The organism is Ruegeria sp. HKCCD6119, assembly GCF_013110585.1.
GTDB lineage: Bacteria > Pseudomonadota > Alphaproteobacteria > Rhodobacterales > Rhodobacteraceae > Ruegeria.
This window is the reverse complement of sequence record NZ_WVQV01000001.1, coordinates 1,409,009-1,425,982: the sequence shown is the minus strand read 5'-3', so window position 1 is coordinate 1,425,982 and position 16,974 is coordinate 1,409,009. Positions and strand designations below refer to the sequence as shown.

Here is a 16,974-nt window from a genome sequence, read left to right as displayed (position 1 = left end):
GTGCAGGACACCTCGGCGCCCATCACGCACAGGCGGGTGCTGAAGATCGCGGTGCCCATAGTTCTGTCGAATGCCACCGTGCCGATACTGGGTGCGGTGGATACGGGCGTTGTCGGTCAGATGGGCGAGGCGGCCCCGATCGGGGCGGTCGGCATCGGGGCTGTGATCCTGTCCACAGTCTATTGGATCTTCGGTTTCCTGCGGATGGGCACGACCGGGATGGCGGCGCAGGCACGCGGAGCAGGCGATACCGTCGAAACCCGGGCGCTGCTGATGCGCGGCCTGATCCTGGGAGGCGCGGCAGGGCTGTTCTTTATCCTTGCGCAGGTGGCCGTGTTTGCGGGTGCGTTCGCGCTTTCCCCGGCAAGCCCCGAAGTTGAAGCTCTGACCCGATCCTATCTGGAAATCCGCATCTGGGGGGCGCCCGCCACCATCGCGTTATATGCCGTTACCGGCTGGCTGATCGCCGTCGAACGTACGCGCGGCGTGTTCATCCTTCAGGTCTGGATGAACGGGTTGAATATCGGTCTAGACCTGTGGTTCGTTTTGGGCCTTGGCTGGGGGGTCGAGGGGGTTGCCATTGCCACCCTGATTGCAGAATGGACCGGATTGGCTTTGGGGTTGTGGCTTTGCCGGGATGGGTTCGCAGATGGAATCTGGCGCGATTGGGCTCGGGTTTTCGATGCCGCCCGGCTGCGGCGTATGTTGCAGGTCAACGGTGATATCATGCTGCGATCGGTTCTGTTGACCGGATCGTTCACGACATTCCTTTTTGTCGGCTCGGATCTGGGTGACGTGAATCTGGCGGCCAATCAAGTTTTGCTGCAATTTCTTGAAATCACCGCCTTTGCGCTTGATGGGTTTGCCTTTTCCGCCGAAGCGCTGGTCGGAGGCGCAGTCGGTGCCAGAGACAGGTATCAGGTGCGTCGCGCCTCTGTCATGGCCTCGCAATGGGGTGTCGGGGGGGCGCTGTTACTGGCGGCGGTTTTCTTCGTTGCCGGACCGGCACTGATCGACCTGATGTCAACTTCACCACAGGTGCGTGAAGCCGGGCGCGAATACATGTTCTGGGCCGCGATCGCCCCGGTGATCGGGGTGGCAAGCTGGATGTTCGACGGTATCTACATCGGCGCCACCTGGACCCGCGCCATGCGAAACGCGATGATTCAGTCGGTGGCGATCTATGTGGTCGCTTTGTTCATGCTGGTGCCTGTCTTCGGCAACCACGGCCTGTGGGCTGCGCTGATGGTTCTCAATATCGCGCGTGGTGTGACGATGGGCTGGCGCTATCCCAAGCTTGAGGCCCAGGTGGCCTAGAGCAACGTCAACAGGTTTTCCGGCGGACGCCCGATGGCGGCTTTGTCTCCGGCAATTGCAAGAGGGCGCTCGATCAGGATCGGGTCTTCGGCCATGGCACGGATCAGATCTTCGTCGGGCGAGGTTTTGGCCAGACCCAGTTCCTTGAACCGTTTTTCTCCTGTGCGCATCATTTCGATCGGCGACAGCCCAAGGGCGGATTGTGCAGCGCGCAACTCGTCGATTGACGGCGCGTCTTCCAGGTACTTTCGAACGCAGACCTGTGCACCGTTTTCTTCCAAAAGCGCCAGACCGGCGCGGGATTTGGAACAGCGGGGGTTGTGCCAGTATTCGATCACAGCCAATCCTCTCGTTTGCTGCCGACGGCTTGGGATACGGTGTCAAAACCGTCACGCGCCAGCAAGTCATCCAGCCCTTTGGCGATGTCGGCCGCCAGGGAAATGCCGCCATACACCATTGCGGTATAGAACTGCACGGCCGATGCCCCGGCACAGATCTTGGCATAGGCTTGCTCGGCAGTGCTGATGCCGCCCACGCCGATCAGGGGGATATCCCCGTCAGTCAGTTTGCTCAGCCGAGCCAGTACGCGGGTCGACTTTTCAAACAGCGGGGCGCCCGACAAACCACCACGTTCGTCTTTCTGCGCGCTGCGCAACCCGTCGCGGGACAAGGTGGTATTGGTGGCGATCACAGCGTCCACCCCGGTTTCGCGTGCGACCTCGGCAATGTCCTGCAATTCCGCCTCGGTGAGATCCGGAGCGATTTTCAGGAAGATCGGCAGCGGGCGCGGCAGCGCGTCACGTGTCTCGATCACACCGCTCAACAACGCGGTGAGAGCGGCTTTGCCCTGCAAATCCCGCAGCTTCTCCGTATTCGGGGATGATACGTTGACGGTTGCAAAATCCAGGTGTTCGGCACAATGGGCCAGCACTTTGACAAAATCGCCGGCACGGTCTTCGCTGTCCTTGTTGGCCCCCAGATTCAGGCCGATGACCGCGTCTTTGGGGCGGTCTGCCAGCCGTTTGGCCATCACCTCCATGCCTTCATTGTTGAAGCCAAAGCGGTTGATGGCTGCCTTGTCCTCGGTCAGGCGAAACAGGCGGGGTTTGGGGTTTCCCGGTTGCGGGCGCGGCGTGACCGCCCCGACCTCGACAAAACCGAACCCGGCGCGGGACAGCGGGGCCAAAACCTCACCATTCTTGTCGAACCCGGCGGCCAGCCCAACCGGGTTCGGCAAGGTCAGCCCGGCAACGACCGTTTTCAGGCGCGGCGTCGTTACCGGCCCGGGTGCAGGAGCAAGCCCTGACTTCAACGCCCTGATCGACATCCCGTGGGCGGTCTCGGGGTCCATGCGGTGCAGGGCGGCAAGGCCCAGTTTTTCTATCAGTTTCATCCGAATGTCGCCCCGGCTTCACCAGAACCGCATCGGATCAGGCGCGACGTTTCCACCGCCGCCTGACGGTGGATCACCGCCGCCTGATAGGCCGGGTCGGTGACCATTTCCAAAAATGCATGTACCGTCGGATAGCGGGCAATGAAAACGGCATCCCACACCTCGTCCGCCGGGCCAATCAGGGTTGATTCAAACACCCCACGCCAGAGAATGCGCGCCCCGATACGTTCAATGATCGCAGCGGTTTCAGCCCCGTAGTTCTGATAGGCTTGCGCTCCGGTCAGGTCTGCATCCGCCAGTTCATGCGCGGGTGGGTACTGCGCCTTGGCCCGAAAGTTCACCAGGTTGAGCATTTCGATCGGCTTGTCCCGATCCAATGCCTTGAAGGCCTCGAACTGGTCGCGGTCCGGGTCAATATAGGATGTCATGACATATCCTTTGGGAACTGGTGCGCGGTGCCGTCAAACGGCAGAGGGCGTGACCAGACAACATCGCTCATCCGGATCTGGCGATAGAGATGCGGGAACAGGGCACCGCCGCGCGAGACCTCCCATTTCAGGTCGTCGCCCATCGCATCTGCGTCACAGGCCAGCAAAACCAGACCATCGACACCGGCAAAATGTTTGGCTGCTGTTTCAGCGGCTTGTTCAGCGGTGGAAAAGTGGACAAACCCGTCAGCGACGTCGATCGGAGCACCGTCCGAGGCACCCTGGTTCTGCAAGGTGGCCCACTCTTCGGCTCGGAAAATCTTGTAAATCAGCATACGGACCTGATGCCCCGCGCGGAAGATGGAATCAAGTCGGATTTCTTCTTTGACTCTCTGCCGTCATGCGCGCACGATCACCACAAATAATAACTGGGAGTACCATAATGCAGACCCGAATTTTGACTTCAGTCGCGGTTCTGAGCCTGACCGCCGGAGTTGCGGCAGCCGACTACAAGTTGACAATTTTGCACACCAACGATTTTCATGCTCGTTTCGAGCCGATCAACAAATACGACAGCGGATGCGATGCGGAAGACAATGCCGAAGGGAAGTGCTTTGGTGGATCGGCGCGCCTGGTCACAGCCGTGAAAGACGCACGTGAACGTGCCGACAATTCGATTTTGGTGGATGGCGGCGATCAGTTTCAGGGGTCTCTTTTCTACACGTACTACAAGGGCAAGGTTGCTGCCGAGTTCATGAACAAGCTGGGCTATGATGCCATGACCGTGGGCAATCACGAGTTTGACGACGGCCCGGAAGTGTTGCGTGGCTTTATCGACTCGGTTGATTTCCCGGTCCTGATGTCCAATGCCGATGTTCGCGACGAAGAACTTCTGACTGACCACATCAAGAAATCCACCGTGATCGAGGTGGGGGGCGAAAAGATTGGCCTGATCGGGCTGACGCCGATCGATACGCATGAACTTGCGTCGCCCGGTCCCAACGTGACCTTTTCAGACCCGGTGCCCGCGGTTCAGGCCGAGGTCGACAAGCTGACGGGCGAAGGCGTCAACAAGATCATCGTACTCAGCCATTCGGGCTATGGCGTCGATCAGCGTGTCGCGGCTGAGACAAGCGGCGTCGACGTGATCGTTGGCGGCCATTCGAACACCTATCTTTCGAATGCATCGGACAAGGCCGTGGGCCCTTATCCGACGGTGGTCAACGGTGTGCAGATCGTTCAAGCCTATGCCTACGGCAAGTTTCTGGGCGAACTGAACGTCACGTTTGATGATGACGGCAATGTGGTCGAAGCGGTTGGTGAACCCTTGATCATGGACAACACCGTGACCGAGGATCAGGCCGCATTGGATCGGATCGCGGAACTTGCTCAGCCTCTGGATGAAATCCGAAACAAGGTTGTCGCCAGCGCGGCCGAGGCCATCGAGGGGGATCGCTCTGTATGTCGCGTACAGGAATGCCAGATGGGCAATCTTGTTGCCGATGCGATGCTGGCGCGGGTTGCCGATCAGGGCGTTCAGATTGCCATCGCGAACTCGGGTGGTTTGCGGGCGTCTATCGACCCCGGAGACGTGACCATGGGCGAAGTGCTGACCGTGCTGCCGTTCCAGAACACGCTGTCCACTTTTGAGATCACCGGGCAGACCGTTATTGACGCGCTGGAAAACGGCGTAAGCCAGGTGGAAGAGGTCAAGGGCCGGTTCCCGCAAGTGGCAGGCCTGCGCTTTACCTGGGATCCCAGCGTAGCGCCGAACGAAGGGCGTATCATTGATGTGATGGTCGCCGAGGGTGATGGGTTCGTTCCGATCGACCCGAACAAAACCTACCTGGCCGTAACCAACAACTACGTCCGCAATGGCGGCGATGGGTATTCAATGTTCGAGGGCGACGACAAGAACGCCTATGACTTCGGTCCGGATCTTGCGGATGTAACCGCGGAATATCTGGCCGAAAACGCGCCGTACCAGCCTTATGTCGACGGACGCATCCAGCAGAAGTGACACTGTTTTTGAAAAGAAAAGCCGCGTCACCATGATGCGGCTTTTCTTTTATTGCGGGTCAACTGAAATCGTATTCCGGCCAAAGTTCCGGGTCAAAGCCATCCAGCATCGGTTTGATCTGATCCGCGACCTCGCGCCAGCGTCCGATTGACTTGGTCGAGATCTTGTTGCGCACCTGATCCACGCTGGCCGTTCGCACCTGTCTGGTGTTCTTTTCGGGATGTACCATGGATTGGCACCACTCAATACCGCAAAACTCGGCAACGCGCTGGCTGTGGGTCAGGGGGTCCGCCACCAGTTCTTCATAGGGCATTGTCAGAATGCGGTTTCCGAACAGCTTATCCCAATGAGACATGTAACGGCGATACAGATTTGCGGTATGCGCGATCGCTTCAAGGTTGGATGTGTCGTTCATGCCATCTGCTAGGAACCGCTGGATCCATTTTGACAAACCGACATCGCGTGGATCCCGCAACATGTTGATGATCCGGGCATTCGGGAAGGCTGCAAGAATGAAGCCGACATTTTGATAGTTGTGCGGCATCTTGTCGACAAAGGCGATTGAATCCGCCGGAATCCCAGGCATCTGGTCCAGGTAGCTTTGGGCAATCGCCTTCGCGGCTTCTGAATCGAGCGACGTGCCAGACGAATAAAACTTGGCGGAAAGGTCGGTCATCAGCATTAGCTCGCCGCAACCGGCGATACCGGGCGCAGAGCTCAGCATCATCTCCATCAAAGTGGTTCCGGATCGCGGCTGACCGATAACAAAAATTGGTACCGGCATACTGTTTTGCTCTGCACTGACCCCAGGCGACCCTTCAGGGAACAGGTTCAGAATATCGGATATTTTGTTCTCTTCGATTTCGGGGTCGTAGGGCAGAATACTCTGTTGGATTGCGTTTGCCTTTGCAAATTGCGGCAACGCCTTGGCCAAGCCTTCGCTTTTTTCGATCAGATGTGCTTTGGCAAACTCGAGCTCTTGCAATGGTTGATCTGTCTGAGCGATGGCCTCGTTCAACGCAGGGATCATCTGCGGCACGTTTTCCGGTGCGGTCAATATTGCGGATTGCAACAGGGCATTCGGGTTGTGGGGATCGGTTTCCAGTATGTTTTGCAGAACTTTGATCGCTTGGGCTCTGTCACCGGCCTGATGCAGATTGATGGCCGTTTGCAATGCAATCGTTGTGTTCTTTGGTGCCAACTCGTACGCGCGTTGGATATCCCGCGTGCTTTCTTCGACAAAACCGATGCTTTGGAAGGCGCGGGCACGCTTTGAAAGCAATTCCGCGTTGTCCGGATCTGACGCCAGTTTGTGTGTTGTGAACTGGATGATGGATCGCCAGTTTTCCCCTTGGCGCTGAATTTCGTCGATGACTCTGGTGAGTTCCCGATTGTTTGGAAATCGTTCAATCTTTTTCTTTGCGTAGGTCAATGCCTGCACAATTTGCCCTGTTTGCATCAAGGCGTTAGCCAGATTCTCGGCAAATTGTGGATCATCGGGCTTCATCCGCGAGGCTTCAATGAAATGCGGAATGGATTTCCTGTACTGCTTCATTTCGGTCAAAACGAAACCGGCGATGGCTTGGTAGTCAGCGTCCTTTGGGAATTTCTTGATACCCAGCTGGGCCTTTTTCAGCGCCTGTGGCAGCTTGCCCGCATCCAAAAGGGCCATTGCTTTGCTCTTGAGGGATTGCGTTATTTGGTTTTCCGTATGACCCCGTAAGATCCTGTGCCAGTATCAATGTAGCATCGGTGGTTCATTACCCATGTGCGGACGGTTTGCAATAACTCTTCCCAATGACGCGATGGCGCAGCTGTTTTCCGCGCGCCCGGCGAACGCATTGCCAACCGTGCCGAACTTCAATGTTTGTCCGACAAATCAGGTGCATGTTGTTCGGGGTGGTGACTCAGGTCGGCGTCTGGATGCGCTGCGCTGGGGGTTCTTGCCACATTGGTACAAGACGGAAACCGCCGGGCCTTTGCTGATCAACGCCCGTGCCGAGACTTTGGCGGAAAAGCCTGCCTTTCGTGATGCCTGCCGGTCGCGTCGCTGTCTGATTGTCGCAACAGGGTTCTACGAATGGACCAAGACGGACGAGGGAAAGCGCTTGCCCTGGTACATCCATCGCAGGGACGGCGCCCCCATTGCCTTTGCGGGGATCTGGCAGGACTGGGGGGTGGATGAAAACCGTCAGAGCACCTGTGCCATCGTGACGACGGCGGCCAACGAAAACCTTGGCACCATCCATCACCGGATGCCCCTGATCCTCGAACCCGAGCATTGGTCATTGTGGTTGGGAGAAGCGGGAAAGGGCGCTGCTCGTCTGATGCAGCCGGGGGCAGAGGATGTGCTGACGTTTCATCGCGTTGATCCGGTCGTGAACTCGAACCGGGCCAGCGGACCTGATCTGATCAAGCCTTTGCACGAGTGAGGGCGTGCGGCCTTTTCTTTGCAAACGCGGCAAGCTAGACCTTCGGCATGGCCCTGACCTTTTCTGATCTGACACAGCTTTATGCGCATGGTTTTGACACGGTCATCGATGTGCGCAGCCCGGCAGAGTTCGCTGAAGATCATCTGCCAGGCGCGATCAACCTGCCGGTTCTGAACAACGAGGAACGCGCCCGTGTCGGGAGCATGTATGTACAGGAGAGCCCGTTTCTGGCGCGTAAACTCGGGGCCGCTCTGGTGTTCCGCAATGCGGCCAACCACATCGAGCAACATCTAAGCCACCACGAAGGAAGCTGGCGCCCTCTGGTCTATTGCTGGCGCGGCGGACAGCGTTCCGGGTCGTTCACATGGATGCTGCAACAAATCGGCTGGCGCGCGGATGTAATCGAGGGCGGCTATCGCACCTACCGCAGGCTGGTGAATGCTTATTTGTACGATGATCCGTTGCCCCATCGGTTGGTGGCGCTGGATGGCTATACCGGAACGGCCAAGACAGAATTGCTGGCACTTTTGCAGTCACGCGGAGTGCAGGTTCTTGACCTCGAAGCACTGGCCAATCACCGGGGTTCCCTGCTGGGGGAAAGGCCGGGCGGCCAGCCCAGCCAGAAAGCTTTTGAATCGGCCCTGGCAGGGGCGCTTTGTGCGATGGATACGGCGCGCCCGGTCGTTATCGAAGCGGAATCGTCCAAGATCGGCAGCCTGATATTGCCGCCCAGCCTGTGGAACGCTTTGTGTTCAGCCCCACGGGTGAACATCACGGCTCCGCTCGAGGCGCGCGCCGCCTATCTCGTTCAGGCCTACGACGACATCCTGTCTGACGGCGACCGTTTGCGGGACCGGTTGTCGCCGCTGCGCTTTCATCGCGGGCACGAGGTCGTGGATGGTTGGATGCAGCTGATCGAAGCAGGTCAAAAACAGGTGCTGACCCAGGCCCTGATGGAGCAGCATTACGACCCGGCATACGCAAACGCGCGGCGATCCCGTTCCGTCAAGGTTCTGGCCGATATTGAGATCGCCCTTTTTAACGATGCCGGCCTGAGCGAGGCGGCCACCCGGATCGAAACCCTGCTGGATCAGTCCTGAAGGCGCAGTCCCGGTGCATCGGTGAGCTCGCCGATTGCCATGGCCGGATATCCGGCGTTCCTGAGGTCTTCCAGGACGGTATCGGCATCCTTTGCCGCCACTGCGGCCAGCAGGCCGCCCGCTGTCTGCGGGTCGAATATCAGGGCGGCTTTGCCCTCGGGGGGCAGGGCAGGTGCTATTGCCCGGTTGTCTGCAAAAAGGGTTGATCGAACACCCCGGTCCGTCAGTTCCTGCGCGCCATCCATCAACTCCACGGCATCCAGATCCATCGTGGCCCCGCATCCGGAAGCGTCGCAGATACCTTGCAGATGTCCGGCCAGACCAAACCCGGTCACGTCGGTCATCGCATGGGCCCCGGCCAATATGCGGGCCGCCTTTCCCTGCGGCTGCGCCATGTGCCGGTAGGCTGCGGCGACCCAGGCACCATTGGCCTGGCCTGCCATCTCGGCCGCCATAAGAACGCCGCTTCCTATGGGTTTGGTCAGGATTAGACAGTCGCCCGGTTGCCCGCCGGCCAGTGTTATCGGGTCGCCGTCGCACAGGCCGGTCAGTGTGAATCCGATTGTCATCTCGTCACCCATGGAACTGTGCCCGCCCGCGATATCGGCACCGGCGTCCCGCATGACGTCTCCTGCGATCGACATGATTTCCGACATGGTACGGCGTTGCAGGGCAGCAGACATGCGCGGAAGGATGATCGTTGCCGTGGCCGCCTGAGGTGCGGCCCCCATGGCCCACACATCCCCCAGGGCATGTACAGCGGCGATGCGCGCCATAAGTGCGGGATCATTGGTAAAAGCCCGCAGGTGATCTGATGTCATGACCTGCCGAACCCCGCCCGTCTGAAGCAGAGCCGCGTCGTCGCCGGGCAGGGGGATGATATCCGGGCGAACGGGATCGGGCTGCGATTTCAGCGCCACCTGCAATGCTCCGCGCCCGACCTTTGCACCGCATCCGCCACACATCGGTTTTTCGCCTAGCGCCTCGACAAGCCCGGCGGCATGTGCGCGCGGCAGCGCGGGGGGCTTCATCTGCGGCAGGTCCCGGAACTTGTTCATGAAAGTCTGGTCGATGTGGTTCTTCCATTTCCACATCATCGCTCCGCTGTGGGACAACCCCAACCGCTCGCCCAGCGCTGATTTGCCGCCCAGCGAAATCAGCTTCAGGTAATCTTTCTGCGGGACGTACTTGCGCATCCGTCCAGCCCCCAACGCCGCGCGCAGATTGTCGAACAGAACCGGTGCTTCGCGCACTGCATAAACACCGGCTTTGGGTCTGGGATTGTCCGTAAGATAGGCGCAATCACCGGCGGCAAAAACCACGGGATCGCTGGATTGCAGGTAGCTGTTTACCCGGATGAAGCCATCCTCAAGGTCCAGCCCGGTCTTTTCGATCCAGCCATAGGGGCGGGCTCCGGCCGCACCTGTCACGAAACCGGCCGGGATTTTGCGCCCGTCCTGCAAAGCGACGTGATCCGAAGCGATCCGGCTGATCGCGGCGTTTTCGATCACCTCTACACCAAGATCCTGCATCGCACGGCGGATCGTCTCTGCCGCTTTGGGTTTGGTGGCCGTCAAGGCAATGGCATTGTCGATCAGCGTAACCTGCGCTGACCGACCCTTGGCCCTGAGCGCATGAGCCATCGCCATGACCAGTTCAACCCCGGCGATTCCACCGCCGATCACGACGACCGAGGCAGGGCCGTTGCCCGCCAGATAAGCAGCCCATTCTGCCGCGAATGGTCCAAGTGGTTTGGCCGGTACAGCATGTTCCGCAAAGCCGGGCATTGCGGGCATGTCCGAAGTGATCCCAACATTGATCGATGCCACATCGAAACCCACCGGAGGACGCCCGGGAACATGGATTTCCTGACGTTCGGTATCGATTCCATCGACCGCGCCCAGAATGACGCGTGCGCCTGCGAAGCGGGCCAGTATGACCAGATCGATGTCCAGCCGCCACCGGTCATAGTGCCCGGCGACATAGCCTGGCAGCATTCCGGAATACGGGGCCGTCGGGCCGGGGTTTATCACGGTCACACGCGCCCCGGGCAACGGGTCCATCCCCCATTTGCGCAGCAGCAGCGCGTGGGTGTGGCCTCCGCCAACAAGAACCAGATCGCGGGTCAGGGGCAGCGGAGGAATATGCATCGGTTTCAATTCGCGCTATGATCCGGAACGTCTTCGACCTGCTCGACGGCGTGGGTGGCCCAAAGTTCATCCTCGCCGGCATCCGGCAGGTCTTCGGGTTTTTCATGCCGGTGTATGTGCCATTTTGCAATGAACAGGGCCGTGATCGGAGCGGTCAGGAACAGGAACAGAGTGATCAGCAGCTCGTGCAGGGACAGCTTTCCTTCCAGAAGAACAGAATGCACGATCGAAGCCAGAAGCACGCCGCCCACCCCCAAGGTCGTTGCCTTGGTCGGGGCGTGCAGGCGGGACATTGGGTCATTCAGCTTGATCATGCCAAAAGACCCGACAAAGCCGAAGATACCCGAGACGATCAGGAAAAAGGCGATCAGCAGTTCCACGATGAATGTCATCCCGCCCTCATTCGATAATGTTGCCGCGCAACATGAAGCGCGCATAGGCCACGGTGGAAACAAAACCGAGCATGGCAATGATCATGGCGGCCTCGAAAAAGATCTCGGTCCCCTGATCCAACCCATATAGGATCATCAGGGCGATTGTGTTGATTACCATAGTGTCCAAGGCCAGAACCCGGGTGCCGACCCCGTCAGCGGTGATGATACGCCACAGACACATCATGATCGCCGCACCGAAACAGGCAAATGCAAAATAAATCGCGTAGTCGATCATTCGAAAATCTCCTTCAGGCGACGTTCATAGCGCTGTTTGATCTGGTCCCGCACGGCCTCGGGGTCGGGGGCATCAAGACAGTGTACCAGCAGATTATGCCCCTGAGCTGACAAATCACAACTGACGGTGCCCGGAGTCATCGTGATGGTGCCCGCAAGAACCGTGATCGCTTCGGGTGTGCGCAGCTCAAGCGGGACACAGACCCAGTTGGGCTGGCGGTTGTCATTGCGTTTGAACAGGATGATCCGGGCCACCGTCACGTTCGCAACCACGATATCCCAAAGCACCACCAGCATGTATTCCACAACCATTGGCCAGTTGCGAAGTTTGGGACGATCCGGCCAGTAGGGTTGTGTGACGAATGGAATGATGATCCCGAGGATCAGGCCAAAGATCAAAGAATTCAGCGAAGGCTTGTTCGCCAGCAGAATCCAGACAAGCGTCAGCAAAATCGTCAGGTGAGGGTGCGGGAAAATTCGGCGCAGCAGTTTCATCACTCTTCCCTTCCCAAGACGGCAGAAATGTAGTTTTCAGGGGTAAACAACTGCTCTGCGGTTTTGCTCGTGTACTCCAGGGCCGGACCCGCGAACAGGGTCAGCAGGACCAGACCTGCCACGGCCCCGAACACAGCCGTAAAAGCAAGGCCGGGTTGCGGTTCGGGGGCGGCGGCAGACGCGTTTTCGCCTTCGGCGGTTTCATCGGTTGTGACAACCTCAGCGTCGTAGCTTTTCCAGAAGATCAGCGTCCCGGCACGGGCCAGCCCGACGATGGTGACGAATGATCCAATCAGGATAACGGCCCAGGCCGTGGTGGCATCGGATGCATCGCGCGAAGCGTCCAGAACCAAAAGCTTGCCAACAAAGCCGGACAGTGGCGGCATTCCAGCCATCGCGATGGCACCGACAAAGAACAGGGCGGCAATCAACCCGCTTTGCGGCATCGGCGGCTTGGGGGCTATGGCCCCTCCCTGCCGTTCCATGATCAGGTCAGCAATGAGGAACAGCAACGCGGTCGCAAGTGTCGAATGGAACACGTAATAAAGGGCGGCTGCCGTCGCGCCGGGCGTGAACTGTGAAATCGCGATCAGCAAAGTACCCATGGACGCGATGGCGCAAAAGGCAACCATGCGGGCAATATGCTGCGATCCCAAAATGCCGACGGCGCCGACAGCAAGCGTCAGCAGCGCCGCGGGTTGCAACCAATCGCCAACCAGACCCTGCGTGACTTCGACGTCGGGACCGAAGGCCAGAGTGTACATTCGCAGGATCGAATAGGCTCCTACCTTGGTCATGATTGCAAACAGGGCCGCAACCGGCAGCGGGGCGTTGGCATAGCTGGCGGGCAGCCAGAAGTGCAGCGGCAGAACGGCAGCCTTGATGCAGAAGACCAGCAGCAACAACACCGCACCAACCCGCAACAATGCGGTATCTTCGGCTGGGATCTCCGCAACGCGCACGGCGATGTCCGCCATGTTCAGCGTTCCGGTCACGCCATAGATCGTGCCAAGGGCAAACAGAAACAGGGTCGACCCCAACAGGTTATACGCCACATACTGCACACCCGCTTTCAACCGTACCGCGCCACCGCCATGGGTCATAAGGCCGTAAGACGCGATCAGCAGCACCTCGAAGAACACGAAAAGGTTGAAGGCGTCGCCGGTCAGGAAGGCGCCACAGACGCCCATGAGCTGGAAATGAAACAGCGCGTGGAAATGCTTGCCCCGGTCATCCCAGCCCGAGGCGATGGCATAAAGCACGATCGGCAGGGCCAGCAGGGCGGTCAGCAGAACCATCATTGCGGACATGCGATCCAGCACCATAACGATGCCAAAGGGGGCGGGCCAGTCGCCAAGCTCGTACACCTGAATGTCCCCGCCCGAGGCCTGAGCCGTGATTGTCAGCGCAATCCCAAGCAAAGCCACGACACCCGCGACCGAGAAGATACGTTGCAGGTCCAGATGGTATCGCAGGACCATGATGATGAAAGGGGCCAGAATTGCGGGCAGGACGATCGGCGCAACGATCCAGTGGTTCATGCGTCATCTCCCGGCGCGTCAACACTGTCCTGGGCGGTCATGTCGATATGGTCATTCTTGGCGGACAGGTATGCGCTGAGCGAGATCATCACGATCACGGCGGTCATCCCGAACGAGATCACGATGGCCGTCAGGACCAGCGCCTGTGGCAGTGGGTCGGTATAGGGCACGTCCTTGTACTTGTTCAGAACCGCAGGCGCGTTCAAAGCCAGTCGTCCGGTCGCGAACAGGAAAACGTTCACCGCGTATGTGATCAGAGACAGGCCCAGAATGACCGGAAACGTCCGGCGGCGCAGGATCAGGAAGATCCCGGCAGCGGTCATGATACCGACGGCAGAGGCTACGAGCGCTTCCATCAGGCCTGCTCCTTCTCTTGTTGCTCTTCCGGTGGGTTGTCTCGCAGGGGATTGATATCCATCGGGAATTCCTGTGCCATCCCCGGTTGCCACGCAAAGCGGGACAGGCTGTCCAATGCCAGCATGACCGCACCCAGAACCGCCAGGAATACGCCTGTATCAAACAGCATGGCGGTGGCCCATTCGAATTCCTCAAGCGGAGGCCAGTTGATGTAGCCGAAATCGCTGGTCAGGAAGGGGCGTTCGTTGAACCACGCGCCCAACCCGGTTGCCGCAGCGATCAGAACACCCCAGCCGATGGTGCCGTGGTAATAGAACCTCTGCCGCTCGATGGCCCAGGTATAGCCGCTGGCCATGTATTGCATCAGATAAGCGATGGCGACGATCAGGCCGGCAATAAAGCCTCCGCCGGGCTGGTTGTGCCCGCGGAAAAAGATATACGCCCCGACCATCAGTGCGATCGGCATCATGACGCGGGTGACCACAACCATCATCAGCGGATGCGAATCCCCGGATTGCGGCCAATGCGGTTTGCGGTTCAGCAGGTAACTGCGGACATTTGTCCCGAGAACGGATTCCGTCAGCGCAAAGATGATCAGCGCGGCGATGCCCAGAACGATGATCTCGCCAAAGGTATCAAAACCCCGGAAGTCGACGAGGATCACATTGACCACATTGGTGCCGCCGCCGCCTTTGTAGGAATTGGCCAGATGGAACTCTGAAATCGTCGGGAACGCGAAATCGCGCATCATCATCGCGTAGATCAGCGCACCGGTGCCAAGGCCCGCGACCACGGAAATCGCCGCGTCCCGCCAGCGCCGCGCCGCCGAACTGTCCCAGGGCGTTTCGGTCGGCAGGAAGTTCAGCGACAGCAACAAAAGGATCATTGTCACCACCTCGACCGAGATTTGCGTCAAGGCAAGGTCCGGGGCCGAGAGATAGTTGAAGGCAATCGAAACGATCAGGCCGACGACACCGATCAATACCAGTGACAAAAGACGATTCCGGTGGAACCACATAATGCCCAGCGTCGCACCCACAAGGCAGATCCAGCCAATGATCGGAATGATCTGAGCCGGCAGCGGAACGCGGGTTTCAATGCCGATGGTTCCGGTCGAATACGCGTAATAGCCCAGGCCAACGGTAAAGGCGACAAAGATGATCGCATAGCGGCTGAGGACCCCGTTGTGCATCTCATCGGTGATCCAGCGGCTCAGCCGGGTCAGCGCTTCTATGATTGCCTCAAAGATCTGCTTGGCTTCGGGGCGGGGCAGGGCGTTCCAGATCCGCTCACCTCGTCTGTGCAACGCCAGCAGGAATAGACCGCCCAGCGTGGCCACGACCGACATGTAAAGCGCCGGTGTGAAGCCATGCCAGAGTTTCAGCGAGTAATACGGAAGCTTCTCGCCGCCGATCACCGCGCTGGACACTACTGCGACCAATGGGCCGACAATGGTCGCGGAATAAAGGCCGATCAGAATGACAAGTACGACCAGGAAAGCGGGCGCAATCCACAACCCTACGGGCGGATCATGCGGATGTGCCGGATAATCTTCCCGCTGAGGTCCAAGAAAGACGTGGCTGACGAAGCGGAAGGAATACGCGGCCGAGAACAACGCAGCCAACAGCGCCAGCCCCGGCACCAGGTAATGAGAGTGCATCCATGTGGTGTGCACGGTTTCCTCAAGCATCATTTCTTTGGACAGGAAACCGTTCAGAGGCGGCAGCCCGGCCATCGAGAGGGCGGCAATCGTGCCGATTGTGAAGGTGATCGGCATCAGGTGGCGCAAGCCACCCAGTCTTTTGATATCGCGCGTGCCGGTTTCGTGATCCACGATCCCGGCGGTCATGAACAAGGCGGCTTTGAACGTTGCATGGTTGATGATGTGAAACACGGCAGCGACGGCTGCAATCTTTGTGCCAAAGCCCAGCAGCATGGTGATGAGGCCCAGATGCGAAACGGTCGAAAACGCCAGCAGCGCCTTAAGGTCGTCCTTGAACAACGCGATAGACGCGCCAATCAGCATGGTGACCAGCCCCGTCGTGGCGACGATATAGAACCACGCATCCGTGCCTGCCAGAACCGGCCACATCCGTGCCATCAGGAACAGGCCCGCTTTCACCATGGTGGCAGAGTGCAGATAGGCTGAAACTGGTGTCGGCGCGGCCATGGCGTGCGGCAGCCAGAAATGAAACGGGAACTGCGCCGACTTGGTAAAACAGCCCAGCAGGATCAGGATCAGCGCAGGCATGTAGTAGGGTGAGGCCTGGATCAGTTCTTTGTTCTGCAAAATGACGCTGAGATCGTAAGACCCCACGATATTGCCGAGGATCAGCATCCCGGCGATCATCGCCAAGCCGCCAGAGCCGGTGACGGCCAAGGCCATGCGCGCGCCCTGTCGACCTTCGGGAAGGTGCTTCCAATAGCCGATCAGCAGGAATGAGCTGAGCGATGTAAGCTCCCAGAAAACAATCAAAAGCAGGATATTGTCGGACAGGACAATACCAACCATCGCCCCCTGAAACAGCAGCAGGTAGGTATAGAACTGCCCCATCGGATCTTCGCGCGACAGGTAGAACCGTGCGTAGAGAATGATGAGCAATCCAATGACGAGGATCAGCAACGCGAACAAAAATCCCAGGCCGTCCAGCATGAAGTTCGCGTTCAGCCCCAGCCCCGGTATCCAGTTGAACCGGGCGGTCACGACGTCTCCGCGCATCACCGCAGGGGCATGGATCAACAGGCCCATCAGGGCCAGGAATGTGGTTAACCCGGCGGCGGAGGCGGCTGCGTTCCGACCTGCCCGGATCAGCAGGGCAGGAAAAACAGCGCCGAGGAAGGGAAGGGCCGCGATAAGGAATAGGGACAAGTGCGATACTCCGGTCTGGGCGGTCAGTGTGAAGCCAATTTTGTAAGGATATTTTCCCGACTGTCCAGATATTGTAACTTTTTTACAGAGTCCTATTGGCCCCATCAAAAACTCTGCAAGGATTCGAAAAAATGACGTGATCTTGATGCGGGCCGGGTTTTTCGGCGCCCCCGTTTCAGACCATCTGTGATAGAACACATGTCA

At 58.8% G+C, this 16,974-nt stretch carries 16 protein-coding genes; 4 read left to right on the top strand and 12 right to left on the bottom strand.

Annotation, left to right across the window (positions count from 1 at the left end; all coding sequences use genetic code 11):
• A complete protein-coding gene (locus GS611_RS07100) occupies nucleotides 1–1,317 on the top strand; it encodes an MATE family efflux transporter (RefSeq protein ID WP_171633694.1) in 1,317 nt (438 codons plus the stop codon).
• On the opposite strand, the gene arsC is transcribed toward GS611_RS07100, so the two are convergent.
• The 4 genes from arsC to GS611_RS07080 are packed head-to-tail and all read right to left on the bottom strand — an operon-like array spanning nucleotide 1,314 to nucleotide 3,473.
• Nucleotides 1,314–1,655: an arsenate reductase (glutaredoxin) gene (gene arsC, locus GS611_RS07095; protein ID WP_171633692.1), complete on the bottom strand. Its 342-nt coding sequence runs from the start codon at nucleotides 1,653–1,655 to the stop codon at nucleotides 1,314–1,316. The two genes, GS611_RS07100 and arsC, sit on opposite strands and share 4 nt — an antisense overlap.
• Nucleotides 1,652–2,710 carry a quinone-dependent dihydroorotate dehydrogenase gene (locus GS611_RS07090; protein ID WP_171633689.1) on the bottom strand — a complete coding sequence of 353 codons (1,059 nt, stop codon included), beginning with the start codon at nucleotides 2,708–2,710 and terminating at the stop codon, nucleotides 1,652–1,654. Before GS611_RS07090 ends, arsC begins: the two co-directional genes overlap by 4 nt.
• Complete coding sequence (locus GS611_RS07085; protein WP_171633687.1) at nucleotides 2,707–3,138, bottom strand: DUF1330 domain-containing protein; 432 nt, start codon at nucleotides 3,136–3,138, stop codon at nucleotides 2,707–2,709. Before GS611_RS07085 ends, GS611_RS07090 begins: the two co-directional genes overlap by 4 nt.
• Nucleotides 3,135–3,473 (bottom strand): DUF952 domain-containing protein, encoded by a 339-nt coding sequence (locus GS611_RS07080; protein ID WP_171633684.1) that lies wholly within the window; start codon nucleotides 3,471–3,473, stop codon nucleotides 3,135–3,137. Before GS611_RS07080 ends, GS611_RS07085 begins: the two co-directional genes overlap by 4 nt.
• A 107-nt stretch (nucleotides 3,474–3,580) precedes the next feature.
• Between GS611_RS07080 and GS611_RS07075 the strand changes: the two genes are divergently transcribed.
• Entirely contained in the window at nucleotides 3,581–5,158 is a 1,578-nt protein-coding gene (locus tag GS611_RS07075; RefSeq protein ID WP_171633681.1) for a bifunctional UDP-sugar hydrolase/5'-nucleotidase, read from the top strand.
• Between the two features lie 58 nt (nucleotides 5,159–5,216).
• Here the strand turns inward: GS611_RS07075 and GS611_RS07070 are convergent, their stop codons facing one another.
• A complete protein-coding gene (locus tag GS611_RS07070; RefSeq protein ID WP_171633679.1) occupies nucleotides 5,217–6,830 on the bottom strand; it encodes a tetratricopeptide repeat-containing sulfotransferase family protein in 1,614 nt (537 codons plus the stop codon).
• A 94-nt stretch (nucleotides 6,831–6,924) separates the two neighbouring features.
• Here GS611_RS07070 and GS611_RS07065 point away from each other — a divergent pair, with 94 nt between their 5' ends.
• Together GS611_RS07065 and mnmH are read left to right on the top strand one after the other, a co-directional pair.
• The gene (locus GS611_RS07065) at nucleotides 6,925–7,590 is read left to right on the top strand and encodes an SOS response-associated peptidase (protein ID WP_171633676.1); all 666 of its coding nucleotides are present in this window, start codon (nucleotides 6,925–6,927) and stop codon (nucleotides 7,588–7,590) included.
• Nucleotides 7,591–7,637: 47 nt separating this feature from the next.
• The gene (mnmH, locus tag GS611_RS07060) at nucleotides 7,638–8,690 is read left to right on the top strand and encodes a tRNA 2-selenouridine(34) synthase MnmH (protein ID WP_171633674.1); all 1,053 of its coding nucleotides are present in this window, start codon (nucleotides 7,638–7,640) and stop codon (nucleotides 8,688–8,690) included.
• Here the strand turns inward: mnmH and selD are convergent.
• From selD to GS611_RS07025, 7 genes are read right to left on the bottom strand one after another with little or no spacing between them, the layout of a single operon-like run.
• Entirely contained in the window at nucleotides 8,681–10,840 is a 2,160-nt protein-coding gene (selD, locus tag GS611_RS07055) for a selenide, water dikinase SelD (RefSeq protein ID WP_171633671.1), read from the bottom strand. The genes mnmH and selD overlap by 10 nt on opposite strands.
• A 5-nt stretch (nucleotides 10,841–10,845) precedes the next feature.
• On the bottom strand, nucleotides 10,846–11,232 hold the full coding sequence (locus GS611_RS07050; RefSeq protein WP_171633669.1) for a Na+/H+ antiporter subunit G: 387 nt from the start codon (nucleotides 11,230–11,232) through the stop codon (nucleotides 10,846–10,848).
• 7 nt (nucleotides 11,233–11,239) lie between these two features.
• Nucleotides 11,240–11,509, bottom strand: coding sequence for a K+/H+ antiporter subunit F (locus GS611_RS07045; RefSeq protein WP_152457439.1), 270 nt, complete (start codon nucleotides 11,507–11,509; stop codon nucleotides 11,240–11,242).
• A complete protein-coding gene (locus tag GS611_RS07040; protein ID WP_171633666.1) occupies nucleotides 11,506–12,003 on the bottom strand; it encodes a Na+/H+ antiporter subunit E in 498 nt (165 codons plus the stop codon). Before GS611_RS07040 ends, GS611_RS07045 begins: the two co-directional genes overlap by 4 nt.
• On the bottom strand, nucleotides 12,003–13,544 hold the full coding sequence (locus GS611_RS07035) for a monovalent cation/H+ antiporter subunit D (RefSeq protein WP_171633664.1): 1,542 nt from the start codon (nucleotides 13,542–13,544) through the stop codon (nucleotides 12,003–12,005). The genes GS611_RS07040 and GS611_RS07035 overlap by 1 nt, the downstream gene beginning before the upstream one ends.
• Nucleotides 13,541–13,900, bottom strand: a complete 360-nt coding sequence (locus GS611_RS07030; protein WP_171633661.1) for a Na+/H+ antiporter subunit C — start codon at nucleotides 13,898–13,900, stop codon at nucleotides 13,541–13,543. The genes GS611_RS07035 and GS611_RS07030 overlap by 4 nt, the downstream gene beginning before the upstream one ends.
• Nucleotides 13,900–16,770, bottom strand: coding sequence for a monovalent cation/H+ antiporter subunit A (locus tag GS611_RS07025; protein WP_171633658.1), 2,871 nt, complete (start codon nucleotides 16,768–16,770; stop codon nucleotides 13,900–13,902). Before GS611_RS07025 ends, GS611_RS07030 begins: the two co-directional genes overlap by 1 nt.
• Nucleotides 16,771–16,974 lie beyond the last annotated feature (204 nt).

Excerpts from the sequence above, each read along its gene's own strand:
- GS611_RS07090 (WP_171633689.1), bottom strand. The coding sequence starts at position 2,710 with ATGAAACTGATAGAAAAACTGGGCCTTGCCGCCCTGCACCGCATGGAC.
- GS611_RS07085 (WP_171633687.1), bottom strand. The coding sequence starts at position 3,138 with ATGACATCCTATATTGACCCGGACCGCGACCAGTTCGAGGCCTTCAAG.
- GS611_RS07080 (WP_171633684.1), bottom strand. The coding sequence starts at position 3,473 with ATGCTGATTTACAAGATTTTCCGAGCCGAAGAGTGGGCCACCTTGCAG.
- GS611_RS07075 (WP_171633681.1), top strand. The coding sequence starts at position 3,581 with ATGCAGACCCGAATTTTGACTTCAGTCGCGGTTCTGAGCCTGACCGCC.
- GS611_RS07070 (WP_171633679.1), bottom strand. The coding sequence starts at position 6,830 with ATGGCCCTTTTGGATGCGGGCAAGCTGCCACAGGCGCTGAAAAAGGCC.
- GS611_RS07065 (WP_171633676.1), top strand. The coding sequence starts at position 6,925 with ATGTGCGGACGGTTTGCAATAACTCTTCCCAATGACGCGATGGCGCAG.
- mnmH (WP_171633674.1), top strand. The coding sequence starts at position 7,638 with ATGGCCCTGACCTTTTCTGATCTGACACAGCTTTATGCGCATGGTTTT.
- selD (WP_171633671.1), bottom strand. The coding sequence starts at position 10,840 with ATGCATATTCCTCCGCTGCCCCTGACCCGCGATCTGGTTCTTGTTGGC.
- GS611_RS07050 (WP_171633669.1), bottom strand. The coding sequence starts at position 11,232 with ATGACATTCATCGTGGAACTGCTGATCGCCTTTTTCCTGATCGTCTCG.
- GS611_RS07045 (WP_152457439.1), bottom strand. The coding sequence starts at position 11,509 with ATGATCGACTACGCGATTTATTTTGCATTTGCCTGTTTCGGTGCGGCG.
- GS611_RS07040 (WP_171633666.1), bottom strand. The coding sequence starts at position 12,003 with ATGAAACTGCTGCGCCGAATTTTCCCGCACCCTCACCTGACGATTTTG.
- GS611_RS07035 (WP_171633664.1), bottom strand. The coding sequence starts at position 13,544 with ATGAACCACTGGATCGTTGCGCCGATCGTCCTGCCCGCAATTCTGGCC.
- GS611_RS07030 (WP_171633661.1), bottom strand. The coding sequence starts at position 13,900 with ATGGAAGCGCTCGTAGCCTCTGCCGTCGGTATCATGACCGCTGCCGGG.